Annotated in this window: 20 protein-coding genes; 15 read left to right on the forward strand and 5 right to left on the reverse strand. The window is 72.6% G+C overall.

All coding sequences use genetic code 11. The annotated features are described in order from the left end of the window. The first annotated feature begins 46 nt into the window (after positions 1-46). The 4 genes from HD593_RS44235 to HD593_RS44250 all read left to right on the forward strand — a co-directional run bounded on the left by HD593_RS44235 (position 47) and on the right by HD593_RS44250 (position 5,802). Entirely contained in the window at positions 47-907 is an 861-nt protein-coding gene (locus HD593_RS44235; protein ID WP_185108783.1) for a branched-chain amino acid ABC transporter permease, read from the forward strand. After that, the gene (locus HD593_RS44240) at positions 904-1,884 is read left to right on the forward strand and encodes a branched-chain amino acid ABC transporter permease (RefSeq protein WP_185108785.1); all 981 of its coding nucleotides are present in this window, start codon (positions 904-906) and stop codon (positions 1,882-1,884) included. The genes HD593_RS44235 and HD593_RS44240 overlap by 4 nt, the downstream gene beginning before the upstream one ends. A gap of 50 nt (positions 1,885-1,934) precedes the next feature. Then, the gene (locus HD593_RS44245; protein WP_185108787.1) at positions 1,935-4,814 is read left to right on the forward strand and encodes a helix-turn-helix transcriptional regulator; all 2,880 of its coding nucleotides are present in this window, start codon (positions 1,935-1,937) and stop codon (positions 4,812-4,814) included. 76 nt (positions 4,815-4,890) lie between these two features. Beyond that, the gene (locus HD593_RS44250; RefSeq protein WP_185108789.1) at positions 4,891-5,802 is read left to right on the forward strand and encodes an alpha/beta hydrolase family protein; all 912 of its coding nucleotides are present in this window, start codon (positions 4,891-4,893) and stop codon (positions 5,800-5,802) included. Positions 5,803-5,850: 48 nt separating this feature from the next. Here HD593_RS44250 and HD593_RS44255 read toward each other — a convergent pair whose 3' ends face one another. After that, positions 5,851-6,402: a carboxymuconolactone decarboxylase family protein gene (locus HD593_RS44255; protein ID WP_185108791.1), complete on the reverse strand. Its 552-nt coding sequence runs from the start codon at positions 6,400-6,402 to the stop codon at positions 5,851-5,853. Between the two features lie 131 nt (positions 6,403-6,533). On the opposite strand from HD593_RS44255, the gene HD593_RS44260 reads away from it, so the two are divergent. Both HD593_RS44260 and HD593_RS44265 read left to right on the forward strand, forming a co-directional pair. After that, entirely contained in the window at positions 6,534-7,301 is a 768-nt protein-coding gene (locus HD593_RS44260; protein ID WP_221525294.1) for a helix-turn-helix domain-containing protein, read from the forward strand. After that, complete coding sequence (locus HD593_RS44265; RefSeq protein WP_185108793.1) at positions 7,298-7,612, forward strand: GNAT family N-acetyltransferase; 315 nt, start codon at positions 7,298-7,300, stop codon at positions 7,610-7,612. Before HD593_RS44260 ends, HD593_RS44265 begins: the two co-directional genes overlap by 4 nt. Here the strand turns inward: HD593_RS44265 and HD593_RS44270 are convergent. Beyond that, positions 7,609-8,250 carry a DNA alkylation repair protein gene (locus HD593_RS44270; protein WP_185112505.1) on the reverse strand — a complete coding sequence of 214 codons (642 nt, stop codon included), beginning with the start codon at positions 8,248-8,250 and terminating at the stop codon, positions 7,609-7,611. The genes HD593_RS44265 and HD593_RS44270 overlap by 4 nt on opposite strands. A gap of 144 nt (positions 8,251-8,394) precedes the next feature. On the opposite strand from HD593_RS44270, the gene HD593_RS44275 reads away from it, so the two are divergent. Both HD593_RS44275 and HD593_RS44280 read left to right on the forward strand, forming a co-directional pair. Beyond that, positions 8,395-8,796, forward strand: a complete 402-nt coding sequence (locus HD593_RS44275; RefSeq protein ID WP_185108795.1) for a hypothetical protein — start codon at positions 8,395-8,397, stop codon at positions 8,794-8,796. 82 nt (positions 8,797-8,878) lie between these two features. Continuing rightward, positions 8,879-9,679, forward strand: coding sequence for a TetR/AcrR family transcriptional regulator (locus HD593_RS44280; protein ID WP_185108797.1), 801 nt, complete (start codon positions 8,879-8,881; stop codon positions 9,677-9,679). A gap of 77 nt (positions 9,680-9,756) precedes the next feature. Here HD593_RS44280 and HD593_RS44285 read toward each other — a convergent pair whose 3' ends face one another. After that, positions 9,757-10,593 carry a class I SAM-dependent methyltransferase gene (locus tag HD593_RS44285; protein WP_185108799.1) on the reverse strand — a complete coding sequence of 279 codons (837 nt, stop codon included), beginning with the start codon at positions 10,591-10,593 and terminating at the stop codon, positions 9,757-9,759. Positions 10,594-10,683: 90 nt separating this feature from the next. On the opposite strand from HD593_RS44285, the gene HD593_RS44290 reads away from it, so the two are divergent. Further along, on the forward strand, positions 10,684-10,941 hold the full coding sequence (locus HD593_RS44290) for a hypothetical protein (protein ID WP_221525295.1): 258 nt from the start codon (positions 10,684-10,686) through the stop codon (positions 10,939-10,941). Here HD593_RS44290 and HD593_RS44295 read toward each other — a convergent pair. Beyond that, positions 10,931-12,112, reverse strand: a complete 1,182-nt coding sequence (locus tag HD593_RS44295) for an MFS transporter (RefSeq protein WP_185108801.1) — start codon at positions 12,110-12,112, stop codon at positions 10,931-10,933. The two genes, HD593_RS44290 and HD593_RS44295, sit on opposite strands and share 11 nt — an antisense overlap. A gap of 82 nt (positions 12,113-12,194) precedes the next feature. Here HD593_RS44295 and HD593_RS44300 point away from each other — a divergent pair, with 82 nt between their 5' ends. Together HD593_RS44300 and HD593_RS44305 are read left to right on the forward strand one after the other, a co-directional pair. After that, positions 12,195-12,785, forward strand: coding sequence for a TetR/AcrR family transcriptional regulator (locus HD593_RS44300; protein ID WP_185108803.1), 591 nt, complete (start codon positions 12,195-12,197; stop codon positions 12,783-12,785). A gap of 119 nt (positions 12,786-12,904) precedes the next feature. After that, entirely contained in the window at positions 12,905-14,077 is a 1,173-nt protein-coding gene (locus HD593_RS44305) for a DUF7507 domain-containing protein (RefSeq protein WP_185108805.1), read from the forward strand. Positions 14,078-14,085: 8 nt separating this feature from the next. Here HD593_RS44305 and HD593_RS44310 read toward each other — a convergent pair whose 3' ends face one another. Beyond that, positions 14,086-14,535, reverse strand: a complete 450-nt coding sequence (locus tag HD593_RS44310) for an Lrp/AsnC family transcriptional regulator (RefSeq protein WP_185108807.1) — start codon at positions 14,533-14,535, stop codon at positions 14,086-14,088. 164 nt (positions 14,536-14,699) lie between these two features. Here HD593_RS44310 and HD593_RS44315 point away from each other — a divergent pair, with 164 nt between their 5' ends. From HD593_RS44315 to HD593_RS44330, 4 genes are all read left to right on the forward strand, one after another. Then, positions 14,700-18,044: an indolepyruvate ferredoxin oxidoreductase family protein gene (locus tag HD593_RS44315; RefSeq protein ID WP_312904148.1), complete on the forward strand. Its 3,345-nt coding sequence runs from the start codon at positions 14,700-14,702 to the stop codon at positions 18,042-18,044. Positions 18,045-18,054: 10 nt separating this feature from the next. Beyond that, positions 18,055-19,194, forward strand: a complete 1,140-nt coding sequence (locus tag HD593_RS44320) for an acyl-CoA dehydrogenase family protein (RefSeq protein WP_185108811.1) — start codon at positions 18,055-18,057, stop codon at positions 19,192-19,194. A 197-nt stretch (positions 19,195-19,391) separates the two neighbouring features. Beyond that, positions 19,392-19,781, forward strand: coding sequence for a type II toxin-antitoxin system RelE/ParE family toxin (locus HD593_RS44325; RefSeq protein ID WP_185108813.1), 390 nt, complete (start codon positions 19,392-19,394; stop codon positions 19,779-19,781). Beyond that, on the forward strand, positions 19,778-20,167 hold the full coding sequence (locus HD593_RS44330) for a helix-turn-helix domain-containing protein (RefSeq protein ID WP_185108815.1): 390 nt from the start codon (positions 19,778-19,780) through the stop codon (positions 20,165-20,167). Before HD593_RS44325 ends, HD593_RS44330 begins: the two co-directional genes overlap by 4 nt. The last annotated feature ends 350 nt before the right edge of the window (positions 20,168-20,517 follow it).

The following is a 20,517-nucleotide window of genomic DNA, read 5'->3' on the forward strand; positions in this document are numbered from 1 at the left end:
ACGCGAGGCGGAGATCTCGGGCGAGCGGCGAGGGGGCGATCCGGCCGTGAGCGCATTCCTCACCTACCTCCTGAACGGGCTCGCGGTCGGCTCGGCGATCGCGCTCATCGCCAGCGGCCTGGTCGTCATCCACCGCGTCACCGGCGTGGTGAACTTCGCGCAGGGCACGTTCGCCGTGGTCGCGGGCCTGTGCACGTCCTCGCTGCTCGGGCTGGGCTTCCCGCACGGGGTCAGCGAGGTGGCCGCCGTCCTTGCCGCGGCGCTGGCGGGCCTGCTGACCGGGCTGGCCGCCGTCGGCAGGCCGGGCACCAGCCCGCTGTCGGCCCTGATCGTCACGCTCGGCGTGGGCGTGCTCGCGTACGCGGTCGAGATCGTGCTCTGGGGCGACCAGCCGCGCTCGGCGCCCGGCCTGGCCGGCTCGGTGACGCTGGTGGGGGCCCGCATCCAGACCCAGCACCTGCTCGTCATCGGCGTGGCCGCGGCCACGTTCGTGCTGCTCGCGCTCTTCTTCGGCCGCACCTACCTGGGCAAGGCGCTGACCGCGTGCGCCTCCAACCCGTACGCCGCCCGCGTCGTCGGCATCGACACCCGGCGGATGGGGCTGCTGGCGTTCGCGCTCGGCGGCCTGCTCGGCGGCATCGCGGGGGTGCTGGTCACGCCGCTGCGGCCGATCTCGTTCGACACCGACGTCACCCTCATCGTGAACGGCTTCGCCGCCGCCGTCTTCGGCGCGCTCACCCGGCCCGTGGTCACGCTCGCCGGCGCGCTGCTGCTGGGCGTGGCCGAGACCATGGCCGCCGGGTACGGCTACGGCTCGCACCAACTGGAGGTCGCGCTGGGTCTCATGCTCGTCGTCATGATCGTGCAGGCCGGCCGCCGCTCGACCATCTCCCAGGAGTCCACATGACCAGGCGGCTGAGGCTCGCGGCCGGGCTGCTGGTCGCCGTCGTGACGCTCGTCCTGCCCGCCGTGCTCGACGACAGCGCGCTGGCCGTCTACATCCTGCTCGGCCTGGCCGCCATGGTCACGGTCGGGGTGTCGCTGCTCATGGGGTACGCCGGGCAGGTGTCGCTGGGCCAGGGCGCCTTCTACGCCATCGGCGCCTACACCGCGGCCCTGCTGGCGCTGAACGGCGCTCCCCCGCTGGCCGGCCTGGTGGCCGCCCCCGTGGCCGCCGCGATCTCCGCCCTGGTCATCGGCGTCCCCCTGCTGCGCCTGCGCGGCCACCACCTCGCCTTCGCCACGCTCGCCATGCAGCTCATCCTGCTGTCGCTGGCGGGGCAGCTCGAGTTCACCGGCGGGGACATCGGGCTGCAGGGCATCCCGCAGTTCGGGGTGGGCTCCTTCGAGGCCACGAGCGCCTCGGTGTACGCGTACCTGACGTGGGCGGGCCTGGCCCTGGTCATGCTCGTCACCCACAACGTCATCGCCTCCCGCCCCGGCCGCGCACTGCGGGCCCTGGCCACCAGCGAGACGGCGGCGGCGTCCTCCGGGATCCCGGTGGGACGGTACAAGCTGGTGGTCTTCGCCCTGTCGGCCACGTTCGCGGGGCTGGCCGGGGGGATCTACTGCTTCTACACGGGGTACGTGGCGCCGGGGTCGTTTCCCGTGCTCATCTCGATCCAGTACATCGTGATGGCGGTGGTCGGGGGGCTGGGGACGATCTGGGGGGCCGTGGTGGGGGCCACCGCGATCACCCTGCTGGTGCAGGGGCTCGATCTGCTGGCGTCCTTGCCGGGGATGCCGACGTACGCGCCCAGCGTGTTGTCGTACGCGGTTTACGCGCTCGTGCTGATCGTGGTGGTGCTGTTCATGCCCCACGGGCTGGTCCCGGCCGTCTCCGGCCGCCTGTCGAGGAAGCGGGCGCGGACGCCGTATCGGTGAAATCACCGGCCACTCTTTCAGTCCTGACATCCGCGCGTAACACTGGCGACATGTCCTCTGACAAGCCTGTCTTACGCGGCCGGGGCGAGGCGGAAGGTGCGCTGCTGCGGCTGCTCGACCTCGCCCGCGACGGCTCCGGCGGGGCGCTGCTGCTCGTGGGCGCGCCGGGGATGGGGAAGACGGCGCTGCTCGGCCTGGCCGCCGCGCACGCCGCTGCCGGCTTCCGCGTGCTGCGGGTCTCGGGGGTGGAGTCGGAGTCGCGGCTGCCGTACGCCGGGCTGCACGGCCTGCTGCGGCCGGTCGCGGCGGGCGCCGCCTCCCTGCCCGGCGCGCAGGCCCGCGCCCTGATGGCGGCGCTGGAGTCCGGTACGGGCGCCGGCGGGCTGGCGTTGCCCGCGGCCGTGCTCGGGCTGCTGTCGGCGGTGGCCGCCGAGCAACCCGTGCTGGCCTGCGTGGACGACGTGGACCTGCTGGACGACGACAGCAGGGAGGTGCTGTCGTTCGTGGCCAGGCGCGTGTCGGGGGAACGCGTGGCGCTGCTGTTCACGGCCAGGGAAGGCGAGCGGGCGCCGGAGGGCGTGCCGGCTCCGGAAGGCGCGCGCCGGGTGCCGGGCGCCCGCGTACGGGCGTCGGGCGGGCTGGAAGGACTTTCCAGGCGGACGCTGGGCGGGCGGGGAGAAGCTCCCGCGCGGACGCTCGGCGGGCTGGAAGGGGTTCCCGCGCAGACCCTCGCCGGGCTGGATGCGGCGGCCGTGCGGGAGCTGGCCACGGACCTGGCGCCGGGGAAGGTGGCCGAGGACCTGCTGGCGGCACTGGACCAGATCGCGCACGGCAACCCGCTCGCGCTGGCCGAGCTGATCGGCGCGCTCACCCCCGACCAGCTCGCCGGCGTCGCCGCGCCGCCCGTCACGCTGCCCAAGGGCGGCCGGTTGTGGCGCGAGCACGCCGGCCGGCTCGCGGCCCTGCCCGCGCAGGCCCAGCGGCTGCTCCTGCTGATCGCCGCCGACCCCGGCCTCGACCTGCCCACGCTGATCCGCGCCGCCCGCCCGTCGTGCGCGCTCACGGTGCTGGAGCCGGCCGAGCGGGCGGGCGTCCTGCACTCCACCGGCGACCGGTACGACTTCCGCGACCCCGCCATGCGCGGCGTCGTCTACTACGGCGCGTCCCTGCTACGGCGGCGCAGCGCCCACCGCCTGCTGGCGAGCCTCCTGGAAGCCGGCACGCAGGCGGACGAGTCGCAGCGCCTGCGCCGCGCCTGGCACCGGGCCTGCGCGCTCGACGGCCCCGCGGCCTCCCTGGCCGACGACCTGGCCGCCGCCGCCCTGGACGCCCGCCCCGCCCACACCCACCCCGAGCCGTACCTGGCCCTGGAACGCGCCGCCGAGCTCACCGACCCGCACGACCCGGCCAAGGCCGAGCGCCTGGCCGCCGCCGCCCGGTACGCGTGGGTGGCCGGGCGCCCCCAGATGGCCCGTTCCCTGCTGGCCAGGCTGCGCAACCTCACGGCCCCCGACGAGCTGAGGGCGCACGTACAGCTGTTGCACGGCAGCCTGGAGCTGCTGGGCGGCGAGACGGGCAGCGCCCGCGAGGAGCTGCTGGCGGCGGCCACCTGGCTCCTGGAGAGCCACCGCATGCTGGGCGTGCGCGCGCTGGTGCGGGCCGCCGACGCCAGTTACCGCGCGGGCGACAACCGGGCGTTCATCGCGATCGCCCGCCAGGCGGCCGCCCTGCGCCGCCCGGACGAGCCGGTGCCGACGCAGCTCATGTTCGAGTACCTCGCGGGCATGGCCTCCACGTTCAGCGGCTCCCACCAGGAGGCGGCGGCGCCGCTGCGCCGGGTGGTCGAGCTGGCCGGGTCCGTACGCGATCCCGCCGTGCTGGTGTGGGCATGCGTGGCCAGCATGCTGCTCGGTGAGGACGCCACCGCCCACCGGCTGTCGGCCCGCGCCATCGAGGCGGCCCGCGCACGCGGCGCGGCCTCGGCCATGCCGCAGCTCCTGGAGTACATGATCTACCCGGAGATCTGGATGGGCCGGTACGCCGCCGTCGCCACCACCGCCGCCCAGGGCCTGCGCCTGGCGCAGGAGACCGGCCAGCTCAACACGGCGGCCCAGCACCTGGCCTGGCTGGCGATCACGGCGGCCGTCGAGGGCGACCAGGAGACGTGCCGGGTGCGCGCCGACGCCGCCATCGGCCTGGCCGACGCCCACGACCTGGGCATCGCGGGCGCGATCGGCAACTGGGCGCTGGCCTACCTGGACCTGGCCGCCGGCCGTCCCGCCGATGCGGCCAACCGGCTGCGGGCCGAGCGCCGCAACAGCAACCACGTCGTCATCCGGGTCATGGCCACGCCGCACTTCATCGAGGCGTGCGCGCGTACCGGCGACCACGAGGCGGCGGGGGCCGCGCTGCGGGTGCTGGAGCGCTGGGTGGGCAGCACGCGCAGCCCGGACCTGCGCGCGCTGGTGTCCCGCTGCCGCGCGCTGCTGGCGGGGCCGGGCGAGTCGGAGGAACTGTTCCGGGAGGCGCTCGACCTGCACGGGCAGGGCGTGTACGAGTTCGAGGCGGCCCGCACCAGGCTCCTGTACGGCAGCGCGCTGCGCCGCGACCGCCGCCCGGGAGCGGCCAGGACGCACCTGCACTCGGCGCTGGAGACGTTCGAACGCTACGGCGCCCGGCTGTGGACCGAGCAGGCCAGGACCGAGCTGCGGGCCTCCGGCGACCCCGTGCGCCCGGCCCTCGACGCGACGACCGGCCAGCTCACGGCCCAGCAGCTGCAGATCGCCCGCATGGTCGCCGAGGGCGCCACGAACAAGGAGGTGGCCGAGCAGCTCTTCCTGAGCCGCCGCACCGTCGAGCACCACCTCAGGAACATCTTCAGCCGCCTCGGCATCCGCTCCCGCGTCGAACTGGTAAGGCTCATGTCCTGATGACACGACCGGTGATTTCACCGATGCACGGCTGACTGCGCATCCGAACAATGGCGACAGACAGCAGTCACCCTCGATGAGCAGGGAGTATGACGACGTGCAGCTTTCCACCCCCCGGTTCGGCGCGCGAACGTTGACCAAGCTCGCCCTCACCGTCTCACTGGCCGGCGGCGCCCTGATGGCCGCCTCCCCCGCCCAGGCACAGGGCCCGTACGACCGTGGCCCCGACCCCACGGACGCCATCCTCGAAGCCAGCCGCGGCCCGTTCAGCACCTCGCAGACCAGCGTCTCCTCGCTGAGCGTGAGCGGCTTCGGCGGCGGCACCATCTATTACCCGACCGACACCAGCCAGGGCACGTTCGGCGCGATCGCCATCTCACCGGGGTACACGGCCAGGTGGTCCAGCCTGTCGTGGCTCGGCCCGCGGATCGCCTCGCACGGCTTCGTCGTGATCGGCATCGAGACCAACTCGCTCTACGACCAGCCCGCCAGCCGGGGCCGCCAGCTCCTGGCGGCGCTCGACTACCTGGTCGAGGACAGTTCGGCCACGGTACGCAGCCGCATCGACCCGTCGCGGCTCGCGGTCGCCGGCCACTCGATGGGCGGCGGCGGCACCCTGGAGGCGGCCAACGACCGGCCGTCACTCCAGGCGGCCGTCCCGCTCGCGCCCTGGAACCTGCAGAAGTCGTGGTCGGGGATCCGCGTCCCGACGATGATCATCGGTGGTGAGAGCGACTCGATCGCCTCCGTCAGCACCCACTCGGAGCCGTTCTACAACAGCATCCCGTCCTCGTCGGAGAAGGCGTACCTGGAGCTGAACAACGCCAGCCACTTCTTCCCGCAGACCACCAACACCACGATGGCCAAGTCGATGGTGTCCTGGCTGAAGCGGTTCGTCGACGACGACACCCGCTACGAGCGGTTCCTGTGCCCGCCGCCCAGCGGGCTGTCGATCGAGGAGTATCGCCACACCTGCCCCAGCTCCTGATCGTCCCTCCCGATGGCGGCCGCAGGCGAGCGGCCGCCATCGGCCTGTTCACACCTCCCAGGCCCGGCCCGCGAGCGCGGCGTCGAGGGGCGTGCCGGTCACGTTCGCGACCCAGTTCGCCAGGGTCGTGAACGCGGCCTGGGTGATCACCTCCAGCACCTGGGCCTGGGTGAACCCGGCGGCCAGCACCGCGTCCAGCTCGCCCCGCCCGACGAGGCCGCCGGTCCGCAGGAGCGCCCTGGCGAAGGCGGCCAGCGTGGCGGCCCGCTCGTCCGGCAGGTCGTCCTTGCCCGCCCGCAGCGCCTCGATCACCTCCGGCGCCAGGCCGGCCCGCTCGGCGAACGCGGAGTGCGCGGCCACGGACCACGCGCACCGGTTCGCCACGCTGACCGCGAGCCCGGCCACCTCCCGCTCGGCGGCGGTGAGCTCGGTCTGCCGCAGCGCCCGCTGCAACTGGTTGAACCCGTCGATCGCGACCGGGGAGCCGGCGATCTGCCCGGCCAGGTTGGGCACGAACCCCACCCGCCGCCGCAGCTCGTCCAGCGGCTGCCGGGACGCCTCCGGCGCCGACTCGACGGAGTGAACGGTGAAGACGGTCATCTCATGACCTCCATCGGGATGGCCAGGAGCTCGCCCCCTGGCCGGGATCCTCACTGTCGGCGGCTCCGCGCGGCGTTCCAATTCCCCGCGAGGGAAGTGCGCGCGGGCGGCGGAGGCCGTTCACTGTGGGGGTGAGCACACCACTCGGCGAGCTGCTGCGCCACTGGCGGCGGGTACGGCGGATGAGCCAGCTCGCCCTCGCCCACCACGCCCAGGTCTCGCCGCGCCACCTCAGCTTCGTCGAGAGCGGCCGCTCCACCCCCAGCCGCGAATGGATCATGACCCTGGCGGGCGCGCTCCAGGTCCCGCTCCGCGAGCGCAACGACCTGCTCCTGGCGGCCGGATACGCCCCCCTCTACCGGGAGTCGGCCATCGCCGAGCCCGCCATGGCCACGATCCGGGCGGCCCTGGACCGCGTGCTGGCCCACCACGAGCCCTACCCGGCCGTGGTCATGGACCGCCACTGGAACCTCACCCAGGCCAATCGCTCCGCCGAGGTGATGTTCGCCCGCCTGCGCGGCACCCCGCCCGCGACCGCCTCCGCCAACGTGATCAGGCTCATGTTCGACCCGCGAGAGCTGCGCCCGCACGTCGCCAACTGGGACGAGGTCGCCCCCGCCCTCATCCAGCGCGTGCACCGCGAGGCCGTCGGCGGCATCCCGGACGCCACCACGCGGGCCCTCCTGGAGGAGGTCCTTCCTCCAGGTTGGCGCGAGCTCGACCGTACGGCCCCGCTCGTGCCCGTCATCCCGGTCACCTTCGCCAAGGACGGCCTGACCGTCAGCTACTTCTCCATGATCACCACGGTCGGCACCCCGCAGGACATCACGGCCCAGGAGCTGCGCGTCGAGAGCTTCTACCCCGCCGACCGGGAGACCGAGCGGCATCGCTGGACGTGAACCGCGTACCGTGGCCGTCGTTCTCCTACTACGGCCCCTCGCCGAGCCACCCCGGCTCGGTGGAGATCTTCGGCTTCTACGGCCATCCGGACGGCTGGGGCAGCGGCATCGCGCAGGCCCTGATGACCGCGACCCTGGACGGCATCCGTTCGGCGGGCTCCGGCCACGTCCACCTGTGGACGCTGCGCGACACCCCGCAGCCGCACCGCTTCCACGCCAAGAGCGGCCTCACCCGGTCGGGCACCGTCCGCACCTACGACTGCGGCGACGGCAACCCGCTCCACCAGGTGGAGTACGAGCTGACGCTCTAGGCGTGCTGCCTGCGCACCATCTCGTTGATCCAGATGGGCGCGAACGGGGACGTGCAGCCGGGCGACGTCGGGTAGTCCTTGAGCACCTGAAGGCGCTCGCCGATGCCGATGGCCCGGGAGCGGTGCTCGGCGTGGTCGATCCCGATCTGCGCCAGGCAGTGGTTCATCGCCCACTGCAGGCGGTCGGGGGCGTCCTTCATCCCCGCCTCGATCAGGTCGAGCAGCCCCGGGAGGTCGAGACCCTCGGGCTGCTTCGTCACGCGCTCCGTCGTCAGCGCCCAGCCGGCGCTGGCGACCACCGGGTCCGGGTCGGCGAACCAGGCCAGGCGCAGCTCCTCCGCGTGCGGGCCCTTCTTGACCACGTAGTTCACCAGCCAGTCGTGCACCTTGGGCACGCGGGCCTCGCGCATCATGGTGTCCAGCTCGTCGCGCTCGAACGCCTTCGGGCGGCAGATCAGCAGCGCCAGCAGCCTCGCCGCGGTGTCGCCCGTCTCCCAGAGCCGGCGGGCGAGCTCCTGCTGGGTCTTCAGCCGCTTGGCGACCGCGCGCAGCTTGCCGAGGTTCACGCCGTGATCGTCGCCGTGCTTCTCGTTCACCTCGCGGATCTTCGGGTCCTCGAGTGCGGCCAGCTCGGCCATCACCTCGGCCACCGTCGTCTCGGTCACCTCAGCCTCCTGTCGTCGGTCCTGCGCCTTACCGAGGTCCAGGTGGAGAGCTTATGCCGTACAGGACCTCGACGGGGGCGGGCGGAAATGACGGTGCCGTTCGCTAGGGTCCGGCGCATGGCCGTTCGACCCACCGCCTTCTGGCGTGAGAGCGTCGCCGAGGAAGCCCGCCTGATCGCCTCCGGCGAGCGCGACCCCGCCGACGCGTACGCCGCGGAGCTGTTCCCCGAGTCCATGCTGCTCGGCACGGACGAGGTCCTGTCACGTTTCGAGACCGACCTCGCCGGGCTGTCCGCTCGCTCCGACGAGGAGGTCCTCGCGGTCATCGAGCGGGTGGTGCTCGCCCTCAACCACGTGAACGAGCAGCACGGCGAGTCCGCGTACGAGACCGAGGAGCGGGAGCGGCTCTGCGCGTACATCGAGGAGTCGATCGCCGGGGCCGGCCTCGACGTCGACGCCTTCGCGGCCCGTCACGGGCTGACCCGCCACGAGATCACCGACAAGTGGCGGGACTGGTAACTGGGTTGAACGACGTTCAGCGTCATCAAACACCGTATGAGGAGCCTGAACGTTGATCGGCAGGTTCCAGTACGGTGTGGAGATGCCTGTCTCAGCCTCCTCCGACGGCTCCGTGTGGCTGCGCCACGAGCGGCCGCCTCGCGACCGCCAGCTCAGCCGCGACCAGATCGTCGGCGCGGCCGTGCCCGTGCTGGACGCCGAGGGGCACCGGGGCCTGTCGATGCGCCGGATCGCCTCCGATCTCGGGGTGACGGCCGGGTCGCTGTACTGGTACGTCCGCACCAAGGACGACGTGCTGGAGCTGGCGCTCGACCGGGTGCTCGGCGAGGTCCGGGCCGACCCGGACGAGCCCAACTGGCGGCGCGGGCTGGCCGGGCTGGCCCGCAGCACCCGCGCGATGCTGCTGCGCCACCGGTGGGCCCTGCGGGAGCTGACCATCAGGCCCAACCTGGGCCCGAACGCCTTCACCCTCGCCGAGACCGGGCTCCGGCTCCTGTCGCGAGCCGGGTTCGCCGGCGCCGACCTGGACGCCGCGATGGCGACGGTTCACGATCAGGTGGTGGGCGCGGTGATCGCCGAGGTGGCGTGGCATGACACGCTGACCCGCATGCGGGAGAGCGGGGTCGAGTGGAGCGAGCACGCCACCACCGCCTACCTGCGGGACGTCGCCGAGCGGCACCCGCTGCTGGCCCGGCGGATGGCCGCCGGCAGGAAGATCGAGGTGGAGCGGGACAGCGAGCGGCGGTTCGAGTTCGCGCTGACGTGCCTGCTGGAGGGGCTGGCGGCGACACGCCACACGGTGACCGGCGCCGACCCCACCGCGAACGCCGACCGCCTGCTCACACCGGACCCCCGCCGCCCGCTCACGGCGGACGCCGGCTGACAGCCCACAGCGAACACCGCCGGCCAGCACGCCGCCAACACCGGCCGGCAGACTCCACCGTCAGCACGCGGCGGATCCTAGCCGTCCGCCGATGGCGGGGGCCGGCGATCAGCGCCGCCCTTGACGCAGCTCAGCACGAGGAACACGGGATACCTGGCGGCATCCGGCCGCTTCGCCGCCCACTCGGGGGCGGGCTCGGGCTCCGCCAGCTCGTCCACCCACAGGTCGTGGCGGCGCAGCGTGTTGACGTACGTCGAGAGCGTACGGTGATTGGCACCCACCTGCCGGCGCAGCGACGACAGCTCACCGTCCGCCCGCCACCACCCCTCGGCGTGGTAACGCGCATCCCCCGGCCACGACCCCGAGACGCCCTGCCCGCCCGGAAAGCAGGGGTGCAGGATCGAGCAGGCGAAGACGCCGCCAGGACGCAGCACGGCGGCGGCGGTGGCCACGGCGCCGTCCAGGTCGTCGATGTCGGACAGTCCGAAGCTGCAGACCACGACATCGAACGACCCGAGCCCCCGCAAGTCAGCGCAGGGCCGGTCGAGTGCCGCAGAACCGGCCGCGACGTCGGCGGAGGGCCGGTCGGGTGCCGCAGGGCCGGTCGTGACGTCGGCGTGGAGGTAGCGGATGCCCAGCGGGGACTCCCGTTCGGCGGCCTCCGCCTTCGCGATCAGGGCGGCCGAGATGTCGGCGCCGACCACCTGCGCACCCCGGCGGGCCAGCGCGCGGCTGATCCGGCCATGACCACAGGCGATCTCCAGCACGCGGCGGCCACCGACCGGCTCCACCAGGTCGAGCAGGCGGCGCGAGGCCGGGTCGTCGAGGTCGTCGGTCCAGCCGGCCGCGTAGAAGTCGGCGACCTCGTCGTAACGCGCAGCACCCGCCTTGCCGTAACGCCCAACACCCGCCATGCCCCCCGACCCTACGCGCGCGACGACCGCCGCCGGAGCACCGTTCGTCGAGCGCGGAATCCACGCCAGGCCAGATGGAACACTTCCCCCATGTCTCTCGCCGATCTCACCTTCGACCAGTGGCGCACCACCGAGGCGGCCTGCGCATGCCGACCCCCGGACGAGTGGGAGCACGCTCGCGGCGCGGGAGCGGACACGGTGTTCCGCTGGGGCGGCTACGGCCACCTGCCGGCCTGGCTGCCCCTCGCGACCGCCAACCGCAACCCGAACATGGCCGAGTTCGTCTACGGCCCGGAGGGCGAGGACCTCTGCGAGGACTTCTCCACCCGCCCTGTGCTCACCCTCTAGCGCGTCCCGCCAGCCAGAAGAGCGCGAGGGCGACCAGTTCGACCCCGGCCGCCACGGCGGGCAGCCAGCCGCTGCCGTGCCCGGCGAGCACGAGCCCGCCGACCGCGCCGCCGCCCGACACGCCGGCGTACACGGCGCTGCTGTTGAGCGCGAGGGCCTGCGGCCCCGCGGAGCCGGCCAGGGCGAGCAGGCGGGTCTGCGCGGGCGGCGGGATCCACCACGACACGCCCGCCCAGACGACCAGCAGGGGCAGCAGCGCCACCAGCGGCACGGGACGCAGGAACCAGCAGGCGCTGAAGGCGGCCATCACCGCCGCGAACCCGGCGACCCCGGTGATCAGCGCCCGGTCGGAGCCCCACCGGTCGGCGGCCCGCCCGCCGAGCTGCCCGCCCGCGAACCCGGCGAGCCCGGCCAGCACGAACACCCATCCGAGCTCGGCCGGCCCGGCCCCGGCCAGGCCGTGCAGGAACGGCGCCAGGTACGTCAGCACCATCATGCTGCCCAGCACGATCGCCACGATCCCGAGCAGCCCGAGCAGCACCTGGGGCCGGGCCAGCGGCGCCAGCCGGTCCCGGATCGGCATGGCGGCTACGGGCGGCGTCTCGGGCAGGGTGGCCCTGATCGCCACCAGCGCGACCAGCCCCAGTGCCCCGCCGACCCCGAAGGTGGCCTGCCAGCCGAGCGCGCCGCCCACCCAGGTGCCGATGGGCACGCCCAGCGCGAGCGACCCGGTCAGCCCGCCCATCACCAGCGCCAGGTAGCGGCCCTGACGCCCCTCCGGGGCCAGGGTGGTGGCGATGGCGTACGCGGCGGGCACGACGGCGGCCGCCGCGACCGCGGCCAGCACCCGAAGGCCCATGAGCAGCGCGTACGAGGTGGTGAACGCCGCGGCCCAGTTGGCCACGACGAACAGCGCCAGGGCGCCGGTGATCAGCCTGCGCCGGGGCCAGGTGGCGGTGACCACGGAGGCGACGGGCGCCGCCAGCGCGAACGCGAGCGAGAAGGCGGTGACGAGCTGCCCGCCCGCCGCCTGGCTGACCCCGAGGGCCGCCGAGATGGCGGGCAGCACCCCGGCGATCACGTAGTCGTCCGTGGCGAAGGCGAACGTGGTGAACACCAGGGCGAGCAGCCACGTGGGCAGCCGGACGCGCTGCCGTACGGCGACGGGCATGGGTATCCCCCCAATAAAGGTAACGAGCGTTTCCCTATTAGGGTAACAGTCGTCACCCGAATGACGTCAAAGGGATTGCGCGATGGCCAGGACCGCCGACCCGCACCGCCGTGCGGAGCTGCTCGACCAGATCGTCGACTACCTGGCCGAGCACGGCCTGTCCACGTTGTCGATGCGCCCGCTGGCCCAGCACCTGGGCAAGTCCACGCGCGTGCTGACCCACCACTTCGCCGACAAGGAGGCCCTGCTGTCGGCGACCATGGAACGCCTGGACGAGCGGCACCGGGCCTGGCTGCGCTCGCTGCCCGGCTGGTCGGGCGCCGACAGCGTGGGCACGATCGTCCGGCGCACCTGGGACTGGCAGGCGCGGGAGGAGAACCTGCCGGTGGCCCGCCTGATCCACGAGATCGAGGGACTGGCGGCGGCGGGCAAGCTGGCGGGGCACGTGCCCAGGATGCTGGCGGACCGGTCGGAGTTCGTGGCGGGGCTGCTGCGCGAGCGGGGCGTCCCGGAAGCGGACGCCCTGCGCATCTCCACGCTGGCCAACTCGGCCTACACGGGGCTGCAGATCGACTTCCTCACCACCGGCGACCGCGAGCGGGTGGAGGCCGCGCTGGATCAGCTCTGCGCCCTGGTGGACGAGTGGGTCGCCGCCGCCGGGACCGCCGGATGATCCCCGGGGCAAAGACTCCGCCATGGCGGCGCATCGTTGCGGTCTGACCCCACACGCGGCCCCGGCGACCAGTAGGAGGCTGGCCCCCGGGCACGTACGGCACCACGTGGGGGTAGGACATGGGCGGCAGGCCCCGGATCGCGGCTCTCATCGCGCTCGCCGCGCTGGCCGGCGGCTGGGCCGCACCGGTCACGTCACCGGGTCGCGCTCCCCTGCCTCCGGACTCGCAGCCGGGGCCGGACCCGGCGCAGGGCCCCGGCCCGACGCCCCTGCCGGAGGAGCCCGCCCCCTCCCCGTCGCCCATCGGCGCCGTCCTGCGCATCACCGCCAGGGTGGCCCCGGACCCGGTGATCATCGGCACGGAGTCCGTCTACACCCTGACCGTCGCGAACACCGGCGACACGGACGCGAACGACGTCATCGTCGCCGCCGTCCTCGACCACAACCTCACCCCCGGCGGGCTACCCGGCGCCTGCTCGCTCACCGGCCGCACCATCGCCTGCGGCGGCCCCGGCCTGACGGTCCCCGCCGGCCGCAGCACCACGTACGAGCTGCCCGTCACCACCGACCCCGCCCTCGGCGACGGCACGCCCCTGACCACCCGCGCCCACGTCACCGCCCCCGGCGTCCCCGGCGACGCGGCCCAGCTCACCACGGAGGCCGTGACCAGGGCGGACGTCGAGCTCTCCAAGACGGCTCCCGCGTCCACGGACGGCACGATCACCTACACCCTGACCGTCACCAACCACGGCCCGTCACAGGCCACGGACGTCACCGTCCACGACCCCACCCGCGCGACGATCGCCGACCGCCCCGCCGAGTGCCCCGGGGGCGGCCCGGCCCTCTCCTGCCCCATCGGCCCGCTCCCCCCGAACGAGAGCAGGACGCTCACGTTCACGGTCACCCCCCGCACCACCGGCGTGATCGAGAACTGCGCCACTGTCAGGACCGGCGACCGCGAGCACCGCACCTCCGACAACCGTTCCTGCGCCGAGACCCTGGTGGAGCGGCCCGCCCCGGCACCGTCCAGGAGCCCCGGGAAGCCCGGGCGCGACGAGGAGCCCGAGGTCGTCGCCGACGCGAGCCCGGAGCCCACCCCGGCCACCGGCAAGGCCGCCGCCTCCGCCGCCGACAGGAACGACGTGCCGCCGCCCGCCCATCACACGACCCCCGAGCTGCCCCTGACGGGCGCCTCCGTCTGGATGCTCGGCCTCGGCGTCGCGGTGCTGCTGGCGATCGGCCTGCTCGTACGCTACTTCTCCCGCCGCGACGAGCCCGGGCCGGACAGCTGACGGGCCTGTCACGGCACCGGCGAGTCCCGGGTCCACGTGCCCAGCACGAGCAGCGTCTTCGTCCCCGTGACGTCCCCGGCCCTGCGCAGCCGGTCGATGACCTGCTGGAGGTGCCCGAGGTCGCGCACGCGTACGTGGATCAGCGCGTCCGGGTCCCCCGCGATCGTGAACACCTCCTGCACCTCGGGCACGTCCGTGGCGGTGCGGATGATCTCGGTGACCGGCGTGGTGCCGGGGTAGCGCAGCTCGGTGAAGGCCTCGATGCCCCACCCCAGCTTGGCGTAGTCGATCTGCACGGTGAAGCCGGTGATCACGCCCAGGTCCTTGAGCCGGTCCACCCGCCGCTTGACCGCCGCCACCGACAGCCCGATACATTCGGCCATCTCGGAGAACGTCCGGCGCCCGTCCTCCCGCAGGAGCCGCAGCACTCGATGATCGATCTCGTCCAGATCAGGCACGGAGAACACCTCCTTCAGGCGCAAATAACCTCGTCCACGAAGCCCATGAACTCATATTGTTTGCGTCTTCAGCCCACTTTCTCATCTAATACTTGCGCATGTCATGCCCGCGTTGCTGTGCTGGGAATCACCAAGCGAGCACGTACGACACCCAGGAGGTCCGCGTGAGCGTGAGCGAGACTCCCGCCCCCGTGTCGCTCGACGACAAGTACACCGCGCTCGACGGCCGGGTGCTCATCTCCGGCATCCAGGCCCTGGTCCGCCTGACGCTGGAGCAGCGCCGCCTGGACCAGGCGCGTGGCCTGGACACGCGGGCGTACGTCTCCGGCTACCAGGGCTCGCCGCTGGCCGGCGTGGACCTGGAGATGGGCCGGGCGAAGCGGTTCCTGGACGAGGCGGGCGTGGTGTTCCAGGCCGGCCTGAACGAGGAGCTGGCGGCCACTGCCGTGGCCGGTACGCAGCTCCTGGAGCAGGTGCCGGGCAGGCGGCACGACGGCGTGATCGGCTTCTGGTACGGCAAGAACCCCGGCCTCGACCGGGCGGCCGACGCCATCAGGCACGCGAACACGGCGGGAACGGCCCCGCTGGGCGGCGCGGTGGCCTGGATCGGCGACGACCCCGGCTGCAAGTCCTCCACGCTGCCCAGCTCGTCCGAGCCGATGTGCCAGAGCCTGTCCATGCCGCTGCTCGCGCCCGGCTCGGTGGCGGAGATCATCGAGTTCGGGCTGCACGCGGTGGCCATGTCGCGGGCGAGCGGCCTGTGGGTGGGGCTGAAGATCGTCGCGGACATCGCGGACGCCTCCGCCACCGTGGACCTGGGCCCGCTGCGCGCCGGCGTCCCCGTCCCCGCCGGCGGCTCCCGGGGGCCCTCGCCGATCCTGCTCGGCCCCGCCGCCCTGGACGCCGAGCACGACATGCTCACCCGCCGCCTCGACCTGGCCCGCGAGTACGCCCGCGCGCACGGCCTGAACCGCGTCACGGCTGGCGCGCGCAACACGACCCTGGGCGTCCTGGCGTCCGGCGCCACGTACGCCGTGGTCGAGCGGGCGCTGGAGGACCTGGGCCTGGACGCCGAGGAGGCCGGGCTGCGGCTGATCAGGCTCGGCATGCCGTTCCCCGTCGCGCCCGCCGAGCTGGCCGAGATGACCGCGGGCCTGGACAGGGTGCTGGTCGTCGAGGACAAGGTGCCGTTCCTGGAGGGGCAGCTCAAGCAGGCCTTGTACGGCGGCGAGCACACCCCGGCCGTCGTGGGCCGCGAGCTGCTCACCGCCCGCGGCACCCTGGGCGCCGACGACGTGGCCAAGGCCATCGCCACCTGCCTCGGCCTCGAACCGCCCAGGAAGGCGGCCCGGCGGCGCGGCCTGCTGCCGGTGGTGGCGGCGCGCACCCCGTACTTCTGCTCGGGCTGCCCGCACAACACCTCCACCCGCACCGCCGACGACACGCTGGTCGGCGTGGGCATCGGCTGCCACGCGATGATCGCGCTGGACGGGCACGGGCGCGGCACCCAGGTCGGCATCACCCAGATGGGCGGCGAGGGCGCCCAGTGGATCGGGCTGTCGCCGTTCACCGAGGACCGGCACTTCGTGCAGAACCTGGGCGACGGCACCTTCCACCACTCCGGCTCCCTGGCGATCAGGGCCGCCGTCGCTGCCGGGGTGTCGATGACGTACAAGCTGCTCTACAACGACGCCGTCGCCATGACCGGCGGCCAGCGCGCCGAGGGCCGCCTGGACGTGCCCGCGCTCACCCACGAGCTGGCCGTGGAGGGCGTGCGCCGGATCGTGGTCACCACGCCCGAGCCCGCGACGTACCGCGGGGTGCGGCTGTCGCCCATCACCTCCGTGCGCCACCGCGACGACCTCGCCGAGGTCGAGCGGGAGCTGGCGGCGCTCGGCGGCGTGACCGTGCTCATCCACGACGACCGCTGCGCCGCCGAGGAGCGCAGGCTGCGCAAGCGCGGCAAGGTGCCCGCCGCCACGCGGAAGGTCGTGATCAACGAGCGGGTCTGCGAGGGCTGCGGCGACTGCGGTGATGTCTCGACGTGCCTGTCCGTCCAGCCGGTCGAGACCGAGTACGGCCGCAAGACCCGCATTCACCAGGCCTCCTGCAACTCCGACGAGAGCTGCCTCAAGGGCGACTGCCCGTCGTTCCTGCTGGTCGAGCCGGGCACCACGGCACCCAGGACGGCGCCGCTGCCCGTGCGGCCGCCCGAGCCGGTCCCGTGCCACGGCGACGAGGTGCTGGTGAGGATGCCCGGCATCGGCGGCACCGGCGTGGTCACCGTCTCGCAGATCCTGCAGATGGCGGCCCACCTCGACGGCCTGCACGCGGCGGGCCTCGAACAGACCGGCCTGGCACAGAAGGGCGGGCCGGTGGTCAGCGACGTGCGGATCGGCAAGCGGGCGCCGAGCGGGTCCGTACGCGCCTCCCGCGGCAGCGCCGACGTGCTCATCGGGTTCGACGTGCTCGGGGCCGCGGCCGACACCACCCTGGACGTGGCCTCGCCCGAGCGCACGGTCGCCGTGCTGAACACCTCCGTGGTGCCCACCGCCGCCATGGTCACCGGGCGGGTGCCCGTACCGGGTCACGCCGCCGCGGTGTCGCGGGTGGAGACGGCCACCCGCGAGCAGATCTGCGTGGACGCGCACGCGCTGTCCGAGGCTCTGTTCGGCGACCACATGCCGGCGAACCTGCTGCTGCTCGGCGCCGCCTACCAGCACGGCTGCCTGCCCGTCAGCGCCGCCTCGATCGAGCGGGCCGTCACCCTCAACAGGGCCTCCGTCGAGCAGAACCTGGCCGCCTTCCACTGGGGCCGCGCCGCCGTCTCCCACCCCGAGGCCGTACGCCGGGCGCTCCTCGGAGACGCCGAAGAGGAGTCCCAGGCAAGCCTGGACGACGTGATCGCCACCCGGGTGGCCGACCTGACCGGCTACCAGAACGCGACCTACGCCCGTACCTACGCCGACGACGTGCACCACGTCCGGGCGCTGGCCACCGAACGGGCAGGCGAGGAGGCGGGCACCGCGATCGCCCTCGCCTACGCCCGCGGGCTGCACAAGCTGATGGCCTACAAGGACGAGTACGAGGTCGCCCGCCTCCACCTCGACCCCGCCGAGCAGGCGCGGCGCGAGCGCGAGTTCGGCGCGGACGCGGTCGTGTCGGTGCTGCTGCACCCGCCGGTGCTGCGCGCGATGGGCATGAAGCGCAAGATCAAGGTCCGCCGCTCGGCCGGAGTGCTGTTCCGCGGGCTCCGGGCCGCGCGCGTGCTGCGCGGGACCGCGTTCGACGTGTTCGGGCGCGCCGGGGTGCGGCGGGTCGAGCGCGAGCTGATCCCCGAGTACCGCGACCTCGTACGCACGGCACTCGACCGGCTCACCCCCGGCACCGCCGCCGCCGTCGAGGAGCTCGCGGGCCTGCCGGACCTGATCCGCGGGTACGAGGACATCAAGCTCGCCCGGGTCACCGAGTTCCGTGAACGCGCCAGGAAGGCCCTGGAAAACCTCTGAGGGAGTGATCGTGACAGTCGACCGCCTGCTGCCCGACCAGGACGCCAAGGATCTCATCGAGCTGACGAGGGAGATCGCCGACAAGGAGCTGGCGCGCCGGGTGGACGAGCACGAGCGCGCGGAGACGTACCCCGAGGGGCTGTTCGCCACGCTGGGCTCGGCCGGGCTGCTGGGCCTGGCCTACCCGGAGGAGTACGGCGGTGGCGGGCAGCCGTACGAGGTGTACCTCCAGGTGCTCGAGGAACTGGCGATGCGCTGGGCCGCCGTGGCGGTGGCCACCAGCGTGCACACGCTCGCCTGCTTCCCCGTCTTCGCGTACGGCACGCAGGAGCAGCGCGACAGGTGGCTGCCGGACATGCTGGCCGGCCACCTGATCGGCGGCTACAGCCTCTCGGAGCCCCAGGCCGGCTCCGACGCCGGCGCGCTCGCCTGCAAGGCCGAACGGGTCGAGGCCGGCTACCGCATCACCGGCAACAAGGCCTGGATCACGCACGGCGGCATCGCCGACTTCTACGCCCTGTTCGCCCGCACGGGCACCGGCTCGCGCGGCGTCTCCTGCTTCCTGGCCCCCGGGACGGCCTCCGGCCTCACGTTCGGGCGGCCCGAGGAGAAGATGGGGCTGCACGCGGTGCCGACGACCAGCGCGCACTGGGACGGCGCCGTCCTGTCGGCCGACCGGCTGATCGGCGAGGAGGGCCAGGGCCTGCAGATCGCCTTCAGCGCCCTCGACTCCGGCCGCCTCGGCATCGCCGCCTGCGCCACCGGCCTCGCGCAGGCTGCCCTGGACGAGGCCGTCTCCTATGCGAAGGAGCGGCAGACGTTCGGGAAGAAGATCATCGATCATCAGGGGGTGGGGTTTCTGCTCGCTGATATGGCGGCGGCGGTGGACAGTGCGCGGGCTACGTACCTGGATGCTGCTCGGCGGAGGGATGCGGGGTTGGGTTACAGCCGGCAGGCGAGTGTCGCGAAGTTGGTGGCTACGGATGCTGCCATGAAGGTGACTACGGATGCTGTGCAGGTGCTGGGGGGGTATGGGTATACGCGGGAGTTTCGGGTGGAGCGGTATATGCGCGAGGCGAAGATCATGCAGATCTTCGAGGGGACGAACCAGATCCAGCGGCTGGTGATCAGCCGTCACCTCGCCAAGTAGCGTCTGACCATACGAAAACCCCGCTTGCCTGTGCCTGGTGGGCGGGGTGTCTCCAGGCTGGATTGATCACTGTTCCGTCCCTTCTCTGTGAGTGACCTGAATCCCAGCGCTTCCTCCCGCTCGGCCAGGCGCTCGTCGGAAGTGACCTGGCGTTTGCAGTCACCACCTGGAGGTAAAGGGTTCCCTATACTTGAGGCGTGCAGGACGAGTGGAGCATCTATGTCACCGACGAGGTTGACGCCTGGATCAGCGACCTTGACCCAGAATCGCATCGGCTCGTCATCGATGCGCTCGATCGGCTTGCGGAGAACGGTCCTGCGCTGGGCAGGCCACTCGTGGGCAAGGTGAACGGCTCGCGTATCGCCAACCTGAAAGAACTGCGCCCCCGGTCCACCCGACGTAGCGCACTTCGACTGCTGTTCGTCTTCGACCCCAGACGGGACGCCATCGTCCTCGTCGCCGCAGACAAGATCGAGGCGAGCCCTCGAGACCCTAACCGCTGGTATGAGGAGGCCATACCGCACGCGGAGGGGCTGTACGAAACTTACCTGAAGGAGCGCGCAGAAGCGGAGGGGCAGAACCAATGACGACATTCAAGAAGTGGGACCGCACCAAGCATGTTGAGCAGGCCGGAGGGGAGGAAGCCCTTGCCGAGACCCGCCGCATGGTCGACGATTTCATCGATGCCTGGCAGCTTGCCCAGCGCCGCAAGAGCGCCGCTCTGACGCAGAACGAGGTGGCTGCCTTGATGGGCGTGACGAAGGCGCGTGTCTCTCAGATCGAACGTGGTGAAGTCTCGTCGGTGGATGTGATTGCCCGTTATGTGGAGGCCATCGGCGGGCATCTCGAGCTCACTGCCAGCTTCCCTGGTGGCACTTACCGGCTACACTCCGGCGGGATGAGAAAGATGTGTAAGCGCCACTTCAAGTTCCAGGGCTCACGTCCTAAGCCGCGCACCACTGACGCCCGGTAGCCAGTCCAGCGAAGAACCGGCCGGCCGGCACGGCCATGTCCAGCCTTGGTGCGGCGGGGCGCTCTCGTCATGGGCCACCCACATGTCCAATCCCATCTGAAATGCAAACGCCCCGCGACCCTTTGACAAAGGCCAGCAAGACCGCCCGGCTAATGGCCCACAGCACCACATTGGCGATCAAGCAGGACCGCGAATGGCCATCAACGCCGGTGACCACCCCTCGGACAGAAACGGCATCTCTCACCAATGTCCTGGGACTCACGCGTTTTCAGGTCTCAGGACCCGTGCGCCAGATCCGGCTCGGGAGGCGAATGGCTTGAGGACAAGCGGTTCGATCCGCTCCCAAGAGC

This window comes from Nonomuraea rubra (assembly GCF_014207985.1).
Lineage (GTDB): Bacteria > Actinomycetota > Actinomycetes > Streptosporangiales > Streptosporangiaceae > Nonomuraea > Nonomuraea rubra.